Genomic DNA, 18,877 nt, shown 5'->3' on the forward strand with positions numbered 1-18,877 from the left:
CCATGAGCGCCTACGCCGCACTGACCGGGGCGGGCTACCGGGCCCAGGTCCGCGACAGGACCACCCTCTTCTTCACGTTCGCCTTCCCCCTCCTCTTCCTCGTCGTCTTCGGGCTGATCTTCCGCGGCCAGGCCGTGGAGGAGAGCGGCCTGTCCTACCTCTCGTACACCGCGTCCGGCGTGCTGTCCTGGGGTGTCGCGAACGCCGCCGTCTTCGGCATCGCCTTCACCCTCATGCAGTGGCGGACCGACGACATCCTGCGGCTGATCCGGATGTCCCCGGCCCCGCTCTCCGCCGTCATCGGCTCCCGCTACGCGATCGCGCTGGTCGTCGGCGCCGTCCAGTCGGTGCTCTTCGTCGGGGTCGCGATGCTGCCGGTGTTCGGCCTCGAACCGGCTTCCGGCTGGCCGCTGTTGATCCCGGTCCTGATCCTGGGCATCACCACCTTCCTGCTCCTCGGGGTGATCATCGGGTCCTTCGCCAACACACCGGAGTCGGTCGCGGCCGTCGCCAACTTCCTGATGCTGCCCATGGCGTTCCTGTCCGGGTCGTTCTTCCCGCTCGACTCGATGCCGTCCTGGCTCCAGAACGTCTCGCTCGCCATGCCGCTGCGCTATCTCAACGACGCCGTGTCCCACGCGCTCGCCGGCCGCGGCGACTCCTCCGACGTGTGGGTGGGATGCGTCGGACTGCTCGTGTTCGCCCTGGTCTTCGGCGCGATCGCGGTGAAGACCTTCCGCTGGACCAGGACGTCGTGAGCGCCGCCGGGAGCACCAGGGGCGGGACCGCACCGCCGCTGCCGCTGGACGAGGCGCGGGCCGGCCTCCGGGCCGCGCTCGCCGTGCGTCTCGGACGCGACATACCCGTCGTCCCGGTCGGGGTCACGGACGCCGGCGCACCGCACGGCGGCCGGGGAGCCCCGGACCCTTGGGCGGCCGAGCGCGCCGGCGCCCGCGTCCACCTCACCGCCTCCGCGGTGCTCGTCGGCCCCTGGGGCGGCGACGGCACCGCGCCCGCCTGCGGCCGCTGCCTCGCCCTGCGCTGGCAGCGGCTGCGCAGCCGCAGCGAGCGCGACGCGCTGGAGACCGGCGGTCCGGACGGGCCGCGCCCGGCCGGCGTGTGGCCGCTGCTCACCGACCATGTGTACGACGCGGTCGCGGCCCTCCACCAGGCGTTGCTCGACGGCAGCCCCGGCGCCGCACCCGCGTCGCCGGACCCCGCCGACCGGGCGCTGCCGCAGGTGTCCCGTATCGACCTGACGACGCTCGCGGTCCGCACGTATCCGATCCTCGCCGATCCTCTCTGCCCCGACTGCGCTCCCGACCGCGCCCCGGCCGGGCCGCGCCCGATGGCCCTCGCCGAGCGGCGGAAGCCGGACCCGGGCACGTACCGGCTGCGTACCGCGTCCTCGTACCCCCTGCCCCGCGAGGCGCTCGCCAACCCGGTCTGCGGCGCGCTCGGGGGCGGCACGTGGATCAGCGTCACCTCGCCGACGACGGCGCCGGTCGCCGGGAGCGTCTTCGTCCGCGGTTACGCCGGCCTCAACGACGTCACGTGGAGCGGCCAGGACAACACCTTCTCCACCAGCCGCACCCTGGCCTTCCTGGAGGGCCTCGAACGGTACGCGGGAACCCACCGGCGCGGCCGGCACACCCCCGTGACCGGCTCCTGGAACGAACTCCGGGACGACGCCGTCGACCCCGCCGCGTGCGGCTTCTACGATCCGCGCACCTACCGCGACGATCCGCTGGTCGACCCGTTCGACCCGGACCGCGCGATCCCCTGGGAGTGGGGCTGGTCGCTCCGCGACGAGCGTCCGGTCCTGGTCCCCTCCCGGCTCGTGTACTACAGCGCGGGTCTCGCCGCCGACAACTTCGTCTTCGAGTGCTCCAACGGCTGCGCCATCGGCGGCAGCCTCGAAGAGGCGGTTCTCGGCGGACTGCTCGAACTCGTCGAGCGGGACGCCTTCCTGAACGCCTGGTACGGCGACGCCCGGCTCACCGAGATCGACCTGGCCACCGTCGGCGGCCGGACGTCCGCGGCCATGGCGGAACGTGCGGCGCTCCAGGGGTACGACGTCCACGTCCTGGACAACCGCATCGACCTGCCCGTGCCCGTCGTCACGGCGGTGGCCGTACGCCGGGACGGCGGCCCCGGCACCCTCTCCTTCGCGGCGGCGGCCTCGCTCGACCCCCGGTCCGCGGTGGAGGGCGCGCTGTCGGAGGTGCTCACCTACATCCCGCACCTCTCCCGCCAGACGCAGGAGCGGAGGGCCGAACTGGAGTCCATGGCCGAGGACTTCGGCCTCGTCCGCCATCTGAAGGACCACGCACAGCTGTACGGGCTGCCGCGGATGGCGGTGCACGCCCGGGGCTATCTGGAGCCCCTGGCCGTACGTCGCTTCGGCGAGGTCTACCAGGACTGGGAGTCGACCGGCCGGCCCCGGACGGACGATCTCCGGGACGACGTCCGGGCCGTGACCGAGATGCTCGCGGGGGCGGGCCACGACGTGGTCGTCGTCGACCAGACCACCCCCGAGCAGGAGCGGATGGGGCTGTGCACGGTGAGCACCCTCGTGCCGGGTCTGCTGCCGATCGACTTCGGCTGGAACCGGCAGCGGGCTCCCCTGCTGCCCCGGCTGCGGACGGCCCTGCGGCGGGGCGGTCACCGGGCGACGGACCTCACCGACGCCGAGATCCGCAGGGTCCCGCACCCGTTCCCGTAGCCGGGATGCCGTGGAAGCGGCGGAACGGAAGGCGCCCGGTGTCCGGGGAAACCGGACACCGGGCGCGCCTCCGGCCGTGATGGGGCCGGTGGGACGTCGATCAGGCCGAGCAGGAGGTGGTGCTGGTGGTGGAGCTGCACGTCGAGGTCGAGCTGGTGCTGGTGGAACCGGCCAGGACGACCTCGCTGGCGTCCGAGTAGTCGGAGATCTCGAACGTCTCGGCCTCGAGCTCGAGGATCTCGTCGGCGAGCGTGCTCAGGTCCTTGTTCATGGCGCCTCCTCTTGACCACGGTCCCGAACGGGACCGTCCGGGGGTGTGTACGTCCCTCATTCCACCGCCGCCCGCTCACCGTTCGGCATGTCTCCCGCACGCACATCGCTGGCACGCGACGCCAGCGGCGCGCCTTCTCCCCTCTGGAGCCCCGTGAACCAGCCCGAAGCCCTCGGCCCCGCCGCGGCGAGCCGACCCGGACCGCCAGGCCCCACCCCGGCAAGCCCGTCCGAACTGCTCCGCCCCGTCCTCGCCTCGGCCGGGGAGGCACTGCGTCCCGCCCTCACCCTCTACCTGGACGTCCACCGGACCCCTGAGCTGTCCGGCGAGGAGCGCCGCACGGCCGGGCTCTTCGCGGACCGGCTCGCGGACCTGGGCCTCGACGTCACCCGGGGCGTCGGCGGCCACGGTGTGGTCGGCGTCCTGCGCAACGGCGAGGGCCCGCGGGTGTACCTGCGAGCCGAACTCGACGCCCTCCCCCTGGAGGAGCGGACCGGGCTGCCGTACGCCAGCGGGAACGGCGCCATGCACGCCTGCGGCCACGACCTCCACCTCGCCGCCGCGGCCGGGGCGGCGGACGTCCTGGCCCGCGCCGCCGCGCACTGGCGGGGAACCCTCGTGGTCCTCGGCCAGCCGGCCGAGGAGACGCTGACGGGTGCGTGCGCGATGCTGGAGGACGGTCTGTACGAGCGATTCGGCAGGCCGGACGTCGTCCTCGCCCAGCACGCGGCGCCGCTGCCCGCGGGCATGGTCGCGCACGGCACCCCGCACGCTCCGATGACCGCGGCGAGCACCGCGCTCGACGTCCTGCTGCACGGGCGCGGAGGTCACGCCGGCACCCCTCACCTGGCCGTGGACCCGGTGGTGACGGCCGCGGCCGTGATCACCCGTCTGCAGACGATCGTCTCCCGCGAGAGCGCCCCCGGCGATCAGCTCACGCTCACCGTCGGCACACTGCGGGCGGGCACGGCGGTGAACGTGGTGCCGGACACGGCGGAGTTGGGAATCGGCCTGCGGGCGCTCACGGACTCGTCCCTGGACCGCGCGCTCGCGGCGGTGGAGCGCATCGTCCGGGCCGAGTGCGCCGCCTCCGCCTGCCCGCGCGAGCCCGAGATCACGGTCGCCTCCCGCACTCCGGCCCTGTGGAGCGATCCGGCGGCGACCCGGGCCGTCCGCGCCGCCCACACGGAGCTCTACGGATCCGCCCGGGTCGCCGACTGGCCGCCGTCGCTGGCCTCGGAGGACTTCCCTCTGTACGGCGGCGCCGGCGCCGCGCTCCACGGCGAGAAGGACGTCCCCCTCGTCTACTGGATGATCGGCACCGCGAGCCCCCGCCAGTGGACCGCCTCTGCGGGCCGGCTCCCGCCCAACCACTCCCCTCTCTTCGCCCCCGACCCTCGTACGGCCCTGGCGCCCTCCATCACCGCCCTGACGGCGGCGGCACTCACCAGGCTCGCGGGCCCGGACCTTCCGAGCTGAGCCGCCTCCCGGTCGTCGAGGACCACGTACGAGATTTGAGACCACGAGCAGCCCATGGCAGGCTCATGCCGCATGATCGACGAATTCGCGAAGGACAACCTGCACGGGAGACTGCGCCGGGACCGCAAGGCGCTGCTCTGGAAACTCGACGGCTTGTCCGAGTACGACGCCCGCCGACCTCTGACAGCGACCGGGACCAACCTCCTCGGGCTGGTCAAACACGTGGCCACGGTCGAGGCCAGGTACTTCGGCGAGGTCTTCGGCCGCCCTTCCCCGGAACCGCTGCCCCGGTGGCAGGACTCCGACGGCAGCGATCTGTGGGCGACCGAGGACGAGACTCGCGATCAGATCATCGGGTTCTACCGGCGCACGTGGGAACACTCGGACGCGACGATCGACGAGCTTCCCCTGGACGCCCCCGGCCACGTGCCGTGGTGGCCGGAGCCTCATCCCAACACGAACCTGTTCGCCGTCATGGTCCACGTCCTCAGCGAGTCCGTCCGGCATGCCGGGCACGCCGACATCCTGCGCGAGAGCCTCGACGGCCGGACCGGGTTGCGCGCCGAACACGAGAGGCAGATCGACGAGGAAGCCCGCGCAGCCCACTACGCGAAGATCGAACGGGCCGCCAGGTCGGCCGCACCCATCGAGGCCTAGCCTCGCGCTTTCACAAAGCGCTCTGTCCGGTTTCTGGTTCCCGAACCAGGTGGAGGACGACCCCGGCTCCGTCCGGGTGCTGGAACGCACCGGGTTCGGCCCTGTGCTCCCGAAGCTGCCGCGAAGTGACAAGTAGCTCTACACAATCAGAGGGCCACTGTAATTCACCTGGGGTTTTGCCGTAATAGGGCCTGATGGTCCTGCCCAACTTCCGCTGGATCGACCGGAGAGCCCGGATGGTCGACTCGTCGCTGAGGCCCGTGGTAGTGGACCATTCGACAGTGGGCCGGTCCGCCCCATTCAGCCAGTGCCCGTCGAAGGAGTTTGATCTCGCCGTCGGTGAGCAGATCGCTCCCCGCCGCTTCGCTTCTCACCATCAACCGGATCCTCCCCCGAATCGCGTCGCGCCGCGCGAGCGCCTCGTCGAACGCGACCTGCATCTGAGTCGTCTCATCGTCAGGCATGCGGCTGACTCTCTGTGCTGGCGGCAGAGGTCTGGACATGCGATAGGGCAATGCGGCGGCGCGCGAGATCAACATCGGTGATCTTCACTGTAAGGGCGTCGCCAACCGCGAGGACATCTCCAGGCGATTCGTCCAGCGCGCTGGTGTGCACGAGCCCCTGGAAGCCGTCCTCTCGGTCTTCGATGCGGACGAAGACGCCGAACGGCACGATCTTGGTGACCGGTCCGGTGACCACCTGCCCGATCCGCCGCGCCACCTGCGGCCACGGGTCTTCCTGCACTGCTCGGAGCGACAGCGGAACCCGTTCCCGGACCATGTCGACATCGAGGACCTCGGCCGTGATCTCCTGGCCGACACTGACGACGTCGGACGGGTGGTTGAACGGACGCCAGGACAGCTCGGGAATGTTGATCATTGCGGTGAAGCCGCCGATGTCGACGAAGGTGACGCCGAAGGAGGCGATCTCGGTGACGGTCCCCGTACAGATCTGTCCTCGGCGCAGGGTCTTCAGGAAGCCCCAGTCGCGGTCGCTGGAAGTCGGCTCCGTCCTCCAGCGTGCCCGAAGGACGCCGTCATCATCAGGCAAGACGGCGGTGAACAGCGGGTGGCGTTCGTCGACGTACATGGGCAGAACCGCTGCGGCACGGGCCTCGGTGATCTGCGCCGCGATTTCCGCGAACTGGGTCTCGTCAGCGACGGTGCTGGTGATGCGACCGTCTTCGTCCTCCCAGACGAACTCGAGCAGGCCCTCGTCCGGTAGATCCGCGAGGAGGGCGGGAACGTCGGTGGACAGCTCCGGCCAGACAGCCAGCCGGGCACGCGGGGTCAGACGAGTGCGGACCTCATCGAGGGGTCCGTCGCCGAGCCGGTGCCAGCGGGTGGCGTTGTCGACGTAGGTCTCCTCCAGGATTGCCGCTTGGCGCATGGCTACGCACCAACGCACCCGGGCCCAGAAGATGTCGTCGGCGGGGCGCTGTTCGCCGGGTTCATCGTCATCGAAGGCGGCGTCATAGGGTGATGCGTCCAGTCGTTCCGGGAACAGCCCGAGTGCGCGGATACGGGACAACGCCTGCTCGGAGGGCTCGCTGCTGCCAATGTATAGGTACTGGTCCCATCCGACGTGGACGCTAAACCTGTCCTCGACCTCCAGGCGGCACCAGGCGCCGTTGTCTCGGAGCATCACCCGCACCAGGGCCAGGCCCAAGGCGAGCGGGACCTGGGCGCCGTCGTGGAATCCCGCGAGGTCGGGCGGGAAGAGCCCCGCCAAACCGTGGCCCTCGATGGCCGGCTCCGCGCCGAAGTCGACGAGGCTCGGCGCGATCTGTGGCTCACGAATGGCCACGTGGTCGATGCCGGTGTCTTCGGCGAAGGCGGCCACGGCCTGCAGATAGGCGGCTTCGATGGGCCCGTGGTCGCTGACCGCCGGCTCGGTGCCGGTGTAGCTGCCGTGTTCGTCGCGGTCGGCGGGGTCGTACTTGGTGACTCGGTAGACGTAGGGCAGCACGTCACTGCCCCACCGAGGTCGAAGGCACCGCTGTTGGGGTCTGGTGGCGTTCCAGGACGCGGTAGACGGTGGCGCGGCTGACGGAGAAGAGCTCGGCGAGGTCGGCGATGGTGTGCTCGCCGGACTGGTGCTGCTGGACCAGGTGGGCCTGCTGGCGGGCGGTGAGCTTGGGCTGCTTCCCCTTCAGTTTGCCCTTGGCCCGCGCCACCGCCATGCCTTCGCGGGTGCGCATGCGCAGGAGGCCGACCTCGAACTCGGCGAAGGTGGCCAGGATGTTGAAGAACATCTTGCCCATCGGGTCGGCAGGGTCGTACAGGGTGCCGCCGAGCGAGAGCTTGACGCCGCGGGCGGTGAGCGAGTCGCCGATGTCGCGGGCGTCGGGCACCGAGCGTGCGAGGCGGTCGAGCTTCGGGACGACGAGGGTGTCGCCGGCGCGCACGGCCGCGAGGGCCTGAGCCAGGCCGGGCCGCTCGCGGTTGGTTCCGGTCAGCCCGTGGTCCAGGTAGATCCGCTCCTCCGGGACATCCAAGTTGAGGAGGATCTCGCGCTGGGCGGTGAGGTCCTGCTTGCCCAGACTGCATCTCGCGTAGCCGATGCGTTCGCTCATGCCCGGAGCGTACGATAAGCCCCCGCTCAGCGTACAAATCACCGGACACCTTAAATGAGACGCCGTCAGCGCAGGTCGATCTCTCCCGCCGGGCAAGATCATCATTGTTCGTTGGGGGTTCCTCTTACGGACGCAAGAGGGGGCGCTGTCAGTACCCTGACGCGGTGATGACCAACACCCACTTGTCGAGAGCCATGAGCGGCACCGTCAGTCCGCCCCTGCTCCCTCTGCCGGATCGTGTCGCAGAGCTTCTGTCGGAGCTGGGAAGTCCGCCGCGGCTGGCGGCCCACCTGCGCGCTGTCCATGACGTCGCGCACCAGCTGGTCGACTGGGTGGAACAGCGCTACCCCGCCGTGGTCTTCGACCGCGAGGCGGTGCTCTTCGGGGCGGCCACGCACGACGTAGGAAAGACGGTGCACCTCGCCGAGCTCTCCGGGCCCGGATCGGCGCACGAGGAGGCCGGGCAGGCTCTTCTGCTCGGTCACGGCATCAGCCCGGAGCTGGCGCGCTTCGCCGCGACTCACGCGTCATGGGTGGACGTGCGGGTCGGCCTGGACGACCTGCTGGTCAGCCTCGCCGACAAGATCTGGAAGAACAAGCGTGTTCCCGACCTGGAAGATCTCGTCGTGGCTCGGCTGGCCGAAGCGACTGGCCGGGCGGCATGGGAGGAATTCATCGCGCTCGACGGGGTTCTCGCCGACATCGGCGACGCGGCCGGCGAGCGTCTGGCGTTCCAGGCGTCCTTCCCGATCTACGCCTGAGGGCCTGGGGCTGCTGGGTCGCTTCAACTGGCAGGCCGTCGCTGCCCGGACGGTGCCGGGTCAGACGTCGAGGCGGTGAAGGATCTGCATGAAATCGTCGGACTCGATCAGACCGGTGAGTACCTGGGTCATGTTGCTGATGCCGGGATCGCGGACGATGAGACCGTCCGAGCACCAGAAGTAGCGGCCTCCCAGGGCTTCCCCGTTTTCGGCCCGTCTCGCCATGATGACCTCGACTTGTTCGAGGGTGATGATGGTCGCGCTCCAGCGGGATCCGTCCTTCAGGTCCACGAAGACGTCGACATTGTCCGCAGATTCCAGATCCTCGCCGGAGTTCGGCAGGAAAGCGGCTTCGAAGTGCTCAGTGCGAACCCGATACCAGGGCCCGTCCCAGCGGCCCGGCTGTGTGCTGTGGCTCATCGGGCGAGTGTGCCGGGCTGAACCGTGCAGCTCAACTGCGTTCTCCGGGCACCCCTCACGCCGGGTGTGGTTCACAGGTCAGGGTCGTACGGCGGGATGGTCCAGCGCAGTACCGCTTCGCCTGCGCGGGCTTCGAGGGTGGCGGAGTAGACCTGTCCGTGGGCCCGCTCTCCGCGGTGGCGTATGGAGTGGTCCCCGGAGTCCCAGCCGAGACCGAGCACTGGGCATCCGCTGAGGTCGATGGCACCCGCCAGCAGTGGGTGGCTCCAGCCGGCTCGGTTGAATCGGTGGAAGTCGGTGTGGGCGTCGACGGAGACCATCAGCCCATTGCCGGGGCCTTCTCGGGTCCAGGTTCGGAGCCGTTCGGCGACCGCTTCGGCCTCGGCCAGGGGGAGGTCGAGCCATCCGCGCGGCCCGTGGCCGCTGGAGTGCTGCGGGATGCGGTCACCGCCGAACTGCGCATGGACGGTGTCTTCGTACTTGCCCCAGTAGGTGACGTCCGCCAGGCCGTCGGTGGACTGTCCGTCCAGGCCGGTGAAGTCGTCCAGCGCCTGAGCGTCGCCGAGGACCATGCCACATCGGTCGACCGGCAGGTCGCCGAGCTGCACGGGTTCGCCGTCATTGGGGCCGGGCCACGGCAGGCCGAGGTCGACCTCCAGGACGGCGATCGTCGGTTCCCCGTCGAAGGGTGAGGCCGATGTCTGGGCCCGAACCCGCAGGGGCCGGTCTGCGGCAGCTGCTACAGCGATCGCCTCGCACATCCAAGCGGACGGCTCACTGTCCTCGGGTCCGTACAGGTGGCCGCCGCCGGTGGCTATTGCGGTCCGGGCCCGCTCGGACAGCGGTCGGCCCACCTGCGGCCAGTAGTCGATCCAGCCCGCCATCCCCAGCACGAGCGTCCCGGAGGGTGCGGTGACGGTGCCAAGGTCGACATCGGTCTCAGTCATCTGCTGATTGAACAGGCACGGAACCGAAAGGATCAAGGTGCCGTCGCGTCCGAGGTTGGCGTGGAGTGGTCCTGCGGGGTGCGCTGCTGCGGCAGGAGCGGGCCGAGGTGCAGGTGGCGGTTCATGTCCAGCTCGAACCTTCCGTAGATCTCCTTATCTGGACACCTTCGAGTGACGCCTGAACTGGCGCCGTGGCGGTGGAGGTGCGGGGTTCGTCGGGCCACCTGAGTGCAGGGTCGGGGAGGCCGGTGTGCGGGTGGTCAAGGAACGTGATGGCGGTGTCGTACGGCGCGTGCGGTTGGTCGACGGCGACGGTGAACAGGTCACGGCGGCCTGCCGGTTCCTGGATCATCTGGTCGACCGGGGCTTCTCGCCGCAGACGATCTGCGCGTACGCGTACGACCTGCGGGGCCTGTTCGCCTTCCTCGCTGGTGAGGGCACGGACTGGCGTGAGTTCCGGGGCCCGGATGCCTTGCGGCTGCTGGCGTTCTTGCGGCGGGCGCCCTCGCGCCGTCCGGCCCAGCGGCTGGGCCTGACGGTGGTGGTCGGCGGGCCGGAGGCGCCGGGCAGTCTGCTCGCTCCGGCGACGGTGAACCGGATCTTGGCTGCGGTTGCCAGCTTCCACGACTGGGCGGTGGTCGCCGAGGAGTACGACGGTGACTCCCCGATGCAGAAGCGCCTTGACCCGGCACCTTGCCCGGGTGCCGGACCGGCATCAGCCGTTCATGGGCCGCGCGAGCCGTCAGCAGCCGATGTGCCGCACGGTGACGGTCAGGCAGCCGCGGCGGCTGCCACGCCCCGCGGGATGCGGGAGTTGTCGCTGCAAAAGCGATTGGGGCACGCTTCGCCGGAGTCGACGAAGGCTTACACCCGCGTCTCCGACGAGGCCGTGCTGGCCGACTACACCCGCGCGCTGAAGAGCAACCGGTGACTGCCCTCGCCCTGGCACCCGCCCCGGAGCCGGACCGCCGCCGCCGGTGCCACGCGACGAGGGAGGAGTACTTCGCGTGGGTCCGTGCGACGTTCGCGGATGCTCCGGCGTCGGTCAAGTCTCACCGCTACTTCTACGACCGCTTCCTCAAGCACTGGCCGGACTTGGAGGACTGGTTCGCCGAGCCCCTGCTGGTCCGCCTGGACCTGCACGGACGCGATCCGCACGAGCCCGGCAAACGCATCGGGCCGTCCCACGAGGCAGGCCCCTATCTCGCCTACCTCTCGCTGGTGCACGGTCTCCGACTGAACGCCGACTACGTCCTCAGCCGCAACTTCGACAGCCTGTTCGTCCCCAAGGTCGCCGCCGGCCTCGGGCTCGACCTGGATCTGCTCGATTCGCTCTCGGCCCGCATGCTCCAGCTCGGTATGCGCCTGTCAGTGGCCGGTCCGTCCTGACCTGGACGTTCACCCGCCTTCTGCTGATGCGCGGCGATCCCGATCTGCGCGCGATCCGGCTTGGCGACCTCACCGCGCTCGCCGAGGAGATCAAGCGCTACTGCGCCCGGCCGGAGGCCGGGTTCGTGCGGGCCCGCCATGTCTCCAACGCACGCCGCCGGATGCCCATGGAGCAGCTCGCCGGGATCTACCAGAAGGCGTGCTTGACCAGGCTCCATGGCGTCCATGTGTTGCTGTTCAACATCGGACAGGTCCCCGAACCGCCGTTCCACGGCCTGAAAACCGCCGAACTCTGGCGAACCGAACTCACCCCTCCTGAGACCCCGCCGGCGCTCGCCGCTCCGGTGTCGCGCTGGCTGTCGGGACGGTTGCAGACCAGCGACCGCGCGGAGTCGGTCCGCCACTCACGCGACGCCTTCCGCTACTTCCTGCGCTGGCTCGCCCAGGCCCACCCCGACATCGACGCGATGACCCAGCTGGAGCGGCGACACGTCGAGGGCTTCATGACCCACCTGCATGAGCACATCAACGCCCGGACCGGACGGCCGCTGACGGCATGGTCCCGCTACACCTACCTCAGCCCGCAGCTTCAGTTCTTCCGCGAGACCAGCCAGTGGGGCTGGAGCGATGTCCCGGGCCGGCCCCTGCTCGGCCGCTCGGACATGCCCAAACTCCCCTCCGCACTGCCGCGGTTCATCCCCCGGGCCGAGCTGGGCCGCCTCATGGAGGCGGTCGAGGAACTCGAAGACCCACACCAACGTGCCGCTCTGCTTTTGCTGCGCTGGAGCGGTGCCCGGCGCGGGGAGATCGCACGGCTGACCCTGGACTGCCTGGACGCCTACCCCGACGGCTTTCCGCGGCTGCGGATCCCGGTCGGCAAGACCTACACCGAGCGCATGGTCCCCCTGCACCCCCAGGCGGCGGACGCCCTGCGTGAGCTGATCGACTCGGCGAAGGCCGCGAACGCCGCAGCCCGACATGACGCATGGGCCCAGCGGCCGGTCCGCTACGTGTTCATGTGGCGGGGCAAGCCCATGGCCGTCACTTCCTCTACGAGGACGCCCTGGAGATCGCCTGCCGCAAGGCCGGGCTCGTCGACGGCGACGGCAATCCCACCGTGACCGCTCACCGGTTTCGCCATACGGTCGGCACCCAGCTCGCCGAAGGCGGCGCCCGGATCCAGACGATCATGGCAATCCTCGGCCACCGCAACGCGCAGAGGTCCGCCACCTCCTCCCACATCGGCGATCCCGTCCTGAAGGAGCAGTACGAGAAGGTCATCGCCGCCGGCGGACGGATCGCGGGCCCGGCCGCGGAGGAGCTACTGACCAGCCGGATCGGCGAGGACACCCTGAACTGGCTCAAGACCAACTTCTTCAAGACCGAACTCGAACTCGGTCACTGCCTGCGGGCACCCGCCGATGGGCCCTGCGAGTGCGACCTCTACCTCCGCTGCTCGAAGTTCCTCACCACGAGCGAGTACGCCCCGCGCCTGCGGTCCCCGGCTCGCCCGTGAACAGCAGCTCGCCCAGGACGCCGTCGAACGCGGCTGGCCTCGCGAGGTCGAACGGCACAAGGCCATCGCCGAACGGATCTGCGGCCTCCTCGCCGATCTCGGAGAGAGCGCCGAGCCCGGCCCTGACGATCACTGCTGAGCGATTGTCTTCGGCAGCCTGAACAAGAGCCCCGAGGGATACTTGCCAGATGGATGGATCAAGGGCTTCTTGGGTCAACACCACACACGATTGGGCGGGCACCGTGGACGCGGACCATCTCGGTCAGATCCGCCGGGAATCTGCCCAGTTCGCTCCGGGCGGGCCGGGACACCTAGTTCTTGAGATCGTTGCTTATGCCGCTGACGAGGCAGCGAGCCGGGGCGGCGGACGGTGTGTGGTCACGCTGCATACCGATGGCTCGGTGTCGGTGAAGGATGACGGACGGGGCACCGACACTCGGGTCGACGAGCATGGCCGGGTGGTGAAGAAGCCGGTCATGGCCACGAAGGATCTTCGGTTCTTCGACTTCCCAGAGGCGGAGCGGCTTCCGGACGGACATCCGCGGCGCGGCATGTCCGTCGTCGCAGCGCTCAGCGAGTGGCTGATTCATACCAACCGCCGTCTCAACGGGTCCTGGAGCCAGCGCTATGAGCACGGCGTCCCGGTGACCGATCTGGTGCCCGTCGAAGCCGACGGGACCACGGGGACCTGCGTCCGCTTCCTGCCGGACGAAGCCCTGCGTTCGCGGTGGTCGTTGACCACGGGCGACCTGGCCCGTTGGTCCCAGCACTGGCCTGATCTGACTGCCCGCCTCGACGATCAGCGCGACAGCGGGGACCGGTCAGGCCCGTGACCACGGGCCGGCACGACCGCGCTGCACCGGAGAGAGCGGCCCGGTCGGATCCCGACCCGCGGTCCTGGTGCTCGGCCCCGGTGGCCTGGAGGCGGCAGGAGTCGGAGACAGTCTCGATCAGGGTGCACTTGAAGTTGAGCCAGCCCCGCGCACGGAATTCGTCCAGACAAGGGTTCACGTGGGTCCAGAAAAGCGGGGAGGGTCAGGTCGCCGTCCTTGCCAAAGAAAAGGTCGTGGTTGGCGGAGTTCCAGTTCTCCACCACCTGCAGGCCCTCGTGGATCTCCCGCCGCAGCTCGGGATCGGCCAGGTAGTCGCAGATGAACACCGTCCGCACCGCCCGGCCCAGTTCCTCGATCGCCCGGTAGGTCGGGTGCTTGGGGCCGCCCCGGGTGAAGCGGCGGAGCACCTGCTCGGCCTCCGCCGTGCCCAGACGCAGGGCGGTGGTGTACTTCACGATCTGGTCCCGACGAAGGACGCGCCGTGGGTGTCGGTGTACTGCCGGTCGACCACCATCTCGGTGCAGTGCCGCAGCATGCCCTCGATCATCGCCGCGACTTCGGAGGCCGAGCAGTTCTTCAGCTGCGAGTAGATGCATACCGACATCCGCTCGACGTGCCAGTAGATCATCACCCCCGGTCCCCGGTACCGCTGGTGCCACTCCGTCATGAAGTTGCTCGACCAGGAGCCGAACTTCTTGCTGTCCGAGGCGCACGAGGTGCCCTCGCCCCACCAGTCGGCATCCCGTACCGCGAAGGTGGCGTTCACCAGCTTTACCAGCGCCCCGTGCAGGTTGGTCCGGTTCACGAACAGGTGCCGGATGCGCCGCAGCACCGCCTCGCTCTCGCCGTGCTTGCCGGTGACCGCCACCCGCTTGATGCCCTTGTTGGTGCCCAGCGCGAACAGCACCAGCAGCAGCCGGCGCCGCAGGACCTCCCTGGGCAGGGCCTCCCGGGACGCGACCGAGGTGAACTCGCCAGTGAAGCCGGTGGCGAACTCGGCCTCCTTGAGGATGTCGATCAGGTCGATCGTCCCCCCAACGCCTTTCGATCTCGGCCTTCAGGGCAACCAGGTTCTCCGGCTCCTCCTGCTTACCCAGCGGGGAGACCTTGGTCCACGGCTCGCCGTGCTTGCGGGTGATCTCCGCCCCGCCCGTGGTGCCCCGCTTCAACGCGCTGTCGAACCGGGTCAGAGCCTCCCGGAGCTTCCTTTGCAGGGCATCGATGAACTCACCCGGGTCCAGCGGCTGGCGGATCGCCCCGTAGTGCACGTCCCGGTTGTCCTCGAAGTCCGGCGGCAGGTCGTCCTCCGGGTTGCGCCACCGGCTCGCGCCGGCCACCCAGATCTCCCGGCGCCGCAGCGCGTCCCGCAGGCTGACCAGCACGCACAGCTCGTACGGGATGCGCTCCACCCGACCCTTGTCGTCCACCACCGCCGCCCGCCACTGCTCAGGCACCACCCCGTCCAGCGGGACGCGCTCGGCCTCGTCGAAGTACGCCCCGTCCTTGATCGGCTGGTCCAGGTACCGCTTGAGCAGGTCGATCGCGTCCATCACCGGCCGGTAGGCGGTGTTATTGCACTTCAGCTCCAGCACCGACAGCAGCGGCGAGAGCATCCGCCGCCAGTGGTTGGAGTACGACGACCGCAGCACCGTGATGCGTGCCTTGTACCCGGCCTCGTTCGCCGCGGCCTCCGTCGCCAATGCCTTCAGGGTCTTCTCGCCGACCACGGGGAAGATGACCTTGCGGACCGTACCGCCCGGCTCGGCCAGCGCCGCCTCCGCGACCCGCAGCATCATCCCCTCCTTGCCGCGGACCTTCTTCAACTCCTTGATGAACTCGCCCTCGACCTTCTTCTCCGTCCGCGTGTTGATCTTCTGCACAATCTGGATGAACAGATCCACCAGCGAATCGGCGATCTCCGTCTGCCGCACGTGGCACAGCGTCGCCAGCAGCGTGTACCGAACCGAGTCGCCGGCCGCCAGCAGGTCGGACGGGTACTCCTTCGCGGCCCGCGCCCGCCACGCGGACACCAGCTTCTCCGAGACGTCCCCGAACAGCTCAGGCGGCAGCTCCAGCTGACGCACTCGCTGGAGCTTGTTCACCTCTGTCAGCAGACTCTCCAGGCCGAGCGCACCGGGGTCCGCCTTCAGCTCGGTGAAGAACGTCCGTCCGCCGCCCACGCTGCCCTCGCCGTCGTCTTCGGCGACCAGGTCGTCCAGCCGCGAGCGCGTCACCGCCGACAGCCGGTCCGTCGTCCGGCAGTACCGCTCCTCGAAGGTGTTCACCGCCGACGCCACCAGCCGGGTCACCTTCGCCGGCGCAGGCGGCTCCAGCCGGTCCTTGCGGCACCGGGCTGCCACCGCCTCCGCCAGCCGTTCCCGAGACAGCTCCACCCCGCACAGCTCCCCGGTCAGCCACTCCGCGAGCTGAGCCTGGTCCTCCACCGTGCACTCGCGGAACCCGAACACGCTCCGGATCTCCATCCGATGGCGGCTGATCGCCCGGCCCGCCCTAGTCGTACGCGGCGAACTCCTCCGGAGCCACCTTCACCTGCTGAGCCACGTACGCCACCGCCGACGCCGGGATCTCCGAGACGTTCTCCGGGAACCGGGCCTCCGCCTCGAAGAACTTCAGCAGCAGCGCGAATCCCACCCGGTTCGCCCCAGACTTGTTCCGCAGCCGCTTCTCGTCGTCGTCCAGCAATGTCCAGACCTCGATCAGGTCCTCCGGCTCCCAGTCCTGACGCACGCTCAACCCCTTCCCGATCACCACGAATGCCACCCAGGTGACGGGGCCACATCAGAGAAGGGACGAAAACGATCGAAGCCGGGACAACAGGCCCCCGGATCGACTACAGAGCGCTATTTGTCACTTCGCGGTAGCTTCGGGAGCACAGGGCCGGTTCGTGCGCGTCGGCAGCGAGGACTCGTTCGCTCCCGGCCGCCAGGCCACCGTCACCGAGCTGATCTTCAAGCTGGCCGACTGACAACCAGGCTCAGCCCGTCGACTCAAGTGAGAATGCGTACCCCTGCGTCACCAGTTTCCTCACAAGGCTTTCCGGTAGTCGGCACGTCTTCATGGAGGGGATCATCGTGACATCGCACGGTGTCGAGACTTCTTCGTCGACGTTGAAGCTTCGGTGTCCGCGATGCGGGTCGATGATGCTCACGACGTTGTCCGAGCAGCTGACCCACGGCGCCAGGGCGTAGCCGGACCGCTCATCGAAGCGGAGTGGCTTCTCCATGCCATAGGCCTCGAAGAAGATCTGCGCGACTGGATCCTCGTAGCCCGCATAGATCCTGCGCGCGCCGCCGAACAGGACCCTGTGTTCGTCGATGTGCTGTTGGATCGGCGACTTCTTCAGCGGCACAGGGGCGCGATCGGGCCGGCTGAGCATTTCCAGGGTGCGCACCGTCACAGCACCTTCCGAGAACGCTGCCCGTCCTCGCTCGATCGCGGCCTCCTCCACCACGGTCGACGACCTCTCCACCGCAGCCACTATGGCTCCAGCCAGTGCGGCAGGGTCCACGACCGGACCGAGGGTGGACGCGTGGACGGGCACCAGTGTCAGCTGCTGAGGAAACCACTCCTGGAACCCACGGTGGCCACCCCAGGATGTCGTCACCACCTGATGGCCGTTGACCAGGGACGCCAGCACGGATGAGCCGAAGTTCTCGTCGGAGTGCAAGGTCGGCGACACCAGGACGTGAGGCTCCTGATGCACGTCGTAGAAGACCCAGTCCCGAGGTTTGGCTCCGTGCCACGTCACCACGTCGTCCAATCCCAACGTCTCGGCGAGCCGTCGCAGGTACGTGCCGTAGTCGGGATGTTTGAGACCCATGTTGGGGCTGCCGAGATCGTCTTCACCGCCGTACACATCCAACGTCACCGTCGGCGCCCAGGCGTGGGAAGTGCGCATGACCCACAGGGCGAACAACAGGTTGTGCAGGTTCTTCTGCTCCGAGACGCGCCCGACGTAGGCCAACCGTGTGATCTCGTTCTTCGTACGCCGCTTCCCGCTGTTCACCTTGAAGAGGTCGACCAGGGGAAACGGAATCAGCTCGATCTGAGCCTTCGGGAAACAAGAACGGACCGTCGCCGCCTCCGCCTCGCACGTCACGACGAATGTGTCCCTCTCGGTGAGCACGTCCACGAGGGCGCCAAAGGCTTCGAACCCTTCGGGGCCGTCTCCGTGCACATAGAGCGTCATCGGCGCCGGCTCCTCCATCTGCGCGCGCAGAAGGAGTGCGGCCTTGACGGTCCCCGGCGTCACCGTGGTCAGGACAATGCGCTCCAACCGCGAAGCACGGGCATGGAGGCGCTTCTCCATCTCGGGCGGCAACGGGACGCACAGCGTGCTGACGGTCTTCCGATCGGACCGGCCGATGCGGTCCCAGACCCGCTCGATGGCGGGGATGATCTCCTGCAGGCTCAACCACCATTCCTTTTCCCTGGTCGTCAGCACTACGATGCCATCGCTACTCGACACGTGCCCTCCCTGAGGGTTGTCCCGTAACTGCAGGTCACGGGAGAGATGATCTTGCCGTTGTCCACCACGTCATGCTCGAGGGCTTCGGAAGGCGCCTGCGTCAGGTGCGGCCGATCACGATGGCGGTGGCGTCGTCCCTGACGCCGCCGGCCCCGGTCTCTGCGGCGGCCACCAGGGCGTCCGCGAGGGCCTGTGGTTCGTCCTCGTACCTGAGGGCCAGCGCCTCCATCGCGCCGTGCGGCACCTGGTCATGGACCCCGTCCGACGTGAGCACCACCAGGGGGGACTCGGTCCACGCCTCCGACACGGTGGCGACGACGGCACTCCGTACCGTCGTACGCACCCACCTCGCGGCCGGGCGCGGGATCTCGCCGGTGTACCCGCACAGGGCCAGTTGCTCCGCAAGGTTGTGATCGGCGGTCAGAGGCCGAAGTCGTCCACCCTCCAGGGCGTAGGCACGGCAGTCACCGACCCACGCGATACGGGTCTGGTCCCCCTCGGCGCGCGCCGTCGCGATCACCGCGACGGCGTCCGGCTCCGGCTCATCACCCGAGCCTCGATCGGCCACCAGCTCAGTACCGGTGAGAAGACCAGCGAGGCTTCCCCGGCGAGCCGCGACACGAGCGATGACCGTGGCCAACAGTTGGGCGACAGACGCGACTCGGCGACTGTGGCCGATGCCGTCGACCACGGCCGCAGCAGTGGTGCCGTCCTCCTGGACGTGGACGGCGACCGCGTCTCCGCTGGGGGCGGTGGTGCCTGCCCTCGTGGCTGTTCCGATGCGCACGTTCCCGTGGGCGGAAGCCATGGCCATC

Annotated in this window: 19 protein-coding genes and 2 pseudogenes; 10 read left to right on the forward strand and 11 right to left on the reverse strand. The window is 69.3% G+C overall.

Annotation, left to right across the window (positions count from 1 at the left end):
* Positions 1-2 precede the first annotated feature (2 nt).
* Both IE237_RS36570 and IE237_RS36575 read left to right on the forward strand, forming a co-directional pair.
* Positions 3-758, forward strand: coding sequence for an ABC transporter permease (locus IE237_RS36570; protein ID WP_189806494.1), 756 nt, complete (start codon positions 3-5; stop codon positions 756-758).
* Complete coding sequence (locus IE237_RS36575) at positions 755-2,725, forward strand: TOMM precursor leader peptide-binding protein (RefSeq protein WP_229843900.1); 1,971 nt, start codon at positions 755-757, stop codon at positions 2,723-2,725. The genes IE237_RS36570 and IE237_RS36575 overlap by 4 nt, the downstream gene beginning before the upstream one ends.
* A 100-nt stretch (positions 2,726-2,825) precedes the next feature.
* Here the strand turns inward: IE237_RS36575 and IE237_RS36580 are convergent, their stop codons facing one another.
* Positions 2,826-2,996: a thiazolylpeptide-type bacteriocin gene (locus IE237_RS36580; RefSeq protein WP_030757923.1), complete on the reverse strand. Its 171-nt coding sequence runs from the start codon at positions 2,994-2,996 to the stop codon at positions 2,826-2,828.
* Between the two features lie 234 nt (positions 2,997-3,230).
* On the opposite strand from IE237_RS36580, the gene IE237_RS36585 reads away from it, so the two are divergent.
* Positions 3,231-4,475 (forward strand): amidohydrolase, encoded by a 1,245-nt coding sequence (locus IE237_RS36585; protein WP_229843908.1) that lies wholly within the window; start codon positions 3,231-3,233, stop codon positions 4,473-4,475.
* A 72-nt stretch (positions 4,476-4,547) separates the two neighbouring features.
* Positions 4,548-5,132: a DinB family protein gene (locus tag IE237_RS36590; protein WP_189806497.1), complete on the forward strand. Its 585-nt coding sequence runs from the start codon at positions 4,548-4,550 to the stop codon at positions 5,130-5,132.
* 164 nt (positions 5,133-5,296) lie between these two features.
* Here the strand turns inward: IE237_RS36590 and IE237_RS36595 are convergent, their stop codons facing one another.
* Genes IE237_RS36595 through IE237_RS36605 form a run of 3 tightly spaced genes read right to left on the reverse strand, consistent with a single transcriptional unit; the run spans position 5,297 to position 7,707 of the window.
* Positions 5,297-5,596: a hypothetical protein gene (locus IE237_RS36595; protein WP_189806498.1), complete on the reverse strand. Its 300-nt coding sequence runs from the start codon at positions 5,594-5,596 to the stop codon at positions 5,297-5,299.
* The gene (locus IE237_RS36600) at positions 5,589-7,100 is read right to left on the reverse strand and encodes a S1 RNA-binding domain-containing protein (RefSeq protein ID WP_189806499.1); all 1,512 of its coding nucleotides are present in this window, start codon (positions 7,098-7,100) and stop codon (positions 5,589-5,591) included. The genes IE237_RS36595 and IE237_RS36600 overlap by 8 nt, the downstream gene beginning before the upstream one ends.
* Position 7,101: 1 nt before the next feature.
* Positions 7,102-7,707 carry a recombinase family protein gene (locus tag IE237_RS36605; protein WP_189806500.1) on the reverse strand — a complete coding sequence of 202 codons (606 nt, stop codon included), beginning with the start codon at positions 7,705-7,707 and terminating at the stop codon, positions 7,102-7,104.
* Positions 7,708-7,874: 167 nt separating this feature from the next.
* Between IE237_RS36605 and IE237_RS36610 the strand changes: the two genes are divergently transcribed.
* A complete protein-coding gene (locus tag IE237_RS36610) occupies positions 7,875-8,468 on the forward strand; it encodes a phosphohydrolase (protein ID WP_189806543.1) in 594 nt (197 codons plus the stop codon).
* 60 nt (positions 8,469-8,528) lie between these two features.
* On the opposite strand, the gene IE237_RS36615 is transcribed toward IE237_RS36610, so the two are convergent.
* A complete protein-coding gene (locus tag IE237_RS36615; protein ID WP_189806501.1) occupies positions 8,529-8,888 on the reverse strand; it encodes a hypothetical protein in 360 nt (119 codons plus the stop codon).
* A gap of 71 nt (positions 8,889-8,959) precedes the next feature.
* Complete coding sequence (locus IE237_RS41090) at positions 8,960-9,835, reverse strand: hypothetical protein (RefSeq protein WP_229843901.1); 876 nt, start codon at positions 9,833-9,835, stop codon at positions 8,960-8,962.
* A 250-nt stretch (positions 9,836-10,085) separates the two neighbouring features.
* Here IE237_RS41090 and IE237_RS36625 point away from each other — a divergent pair, with 250 nt between their 5' ends.
* The 5 genes from IE237_RS36625 (at position 10,086) to IE237_RS36645 (ending at position 13,573) form a co-directional block, all read left to right on the forward strand.
* Entirely contained in the window at positions 10,086-10,766 is a 681-nt protein-coding gene (locus tag IE237_RS36625; protein ID WP_229843902.1) for a site-specific integrase, read from the forward strand.
* Positions 10,763-11,224 (forward strand): hypothetical protein, encoded by a 462-nt coding sequence (locus IE237_RS36630; RefSeq protein ID WP_189806502.1) that lies wholly within the window; start codon positions 10,763-10,765, stop codon positions 11,222-11,224. Before IE237_RS36625 ends, IE237_RS36630 begins: the two co-directional genes overlap by 4 nt.
* Positions 11,225-11,250: 26 nt before the next feature.
* On the forward strand, positions 11,251-12,345 hold the full coding sequence (locus tag IE237_RS41430; protein WP_189806503.1) for a tyrosine-type recombinase/integrase: 1,095 nt from the start codon (positions 11,251-11,253) through the stop codon (positions 12,343-12,345).
* A complete protein-coding gene (locus tag IE237_RS41435; protein WP_268253845.1) occupies positions 12,342-12,740 on the forward strand; it encodes a tyrosine-type recombinase/integrase in 399 nt (132 codons plus the stop codon). The genes IE237_RS41430 and IE237_RS41435 overlap by 4 nt, the downstream gene beginning before the upstream one ends.
* 242 nt (positions 12,741-12,982) lie before the next feature.
* Positions 12,983-13,573 (forward strand): ATP-binding protein, encoded by a 591-nt coding sequence (locus tag IE237_RS36645; protein WP_229843903.1) that lies wholly within the window; start codon positions 12,983-12,985, stop codon positions 13,571-13,573.
* 203 nt (positions 13,574-13,776) lie between these two features.
* Here the strand turns inward: IE237_RS36645 and IE237_RS41670 are convergent.
* The 5 genes and pseudogenes from IE237_RS41670 to IE237_RS36665 form a co-directional block, all read right to left on the reverse strand.
* Positions 13,777-14,600 (reverse strand): annotated as a pseudogene (locus IE237_RS41670) (Tn3 family transposase); the annotation flags it as partial.
* A 1,270-nt stretch (positions 14,601-15,870) separates the two neighbouring features.
* Positions 15,871-16,071, reverse strand: a pseudogene (locus IE237_RS41440) (DUF4158 domain-containing protein); the annotation flags it as partial.
* A gap of 13 nt (positions 16,072-16,084) precedes the next feature.
* Positions 16,085-16,321 (reverse strand): DUF4158 domain-containing protein, encoded by a 237-nt coding sequence (locus tag IE237_RS41445; RefSeq protein ID WP_189806507.1) that lies wholly within the window; start codon positions 16,319-16,321, stop codon positions 16,085-16,087.
* A gap of 247 nt (positions 16,322-16,568) precedes the next feature.
* A complete protein-coding gene (locus IE237_RS36660) occupies positions 16,569-18,008 on the reverse strand; it encodes a glycosyltransferase (RefSeq protein WP_189806508.1) in 1,440 nt (479 codons plus the stop codon).
* Between the two features lie 154 nt (positions 18,009-18,162).
* Positions 18,163-18,876 carry a SpoIIE family protein phosphatase gene (locus tag IE237_RS36665; protein WP_229843904.1) on the reverse strand — a complete coding sequence of 238 codons (714 nt, stop codon included), beginning with the start codon at positions 18,874-18,876 and terminating at the stop codon, positions 18,163-18,165.
* Position 18,877: the final 1 nt, after the last annotated feature.

The sequence above is a fragment of the Streptomyces tanashiensis genome, assembly GCF_014648895.1.
In the GTDB taxonomy this organism is placed as follows: Bacteria; Actinomycetota; Actinomycetes; order Streptomycetales; family Streptomycetaceae; genus Streptomyces; species Streptomyces tanashiensis.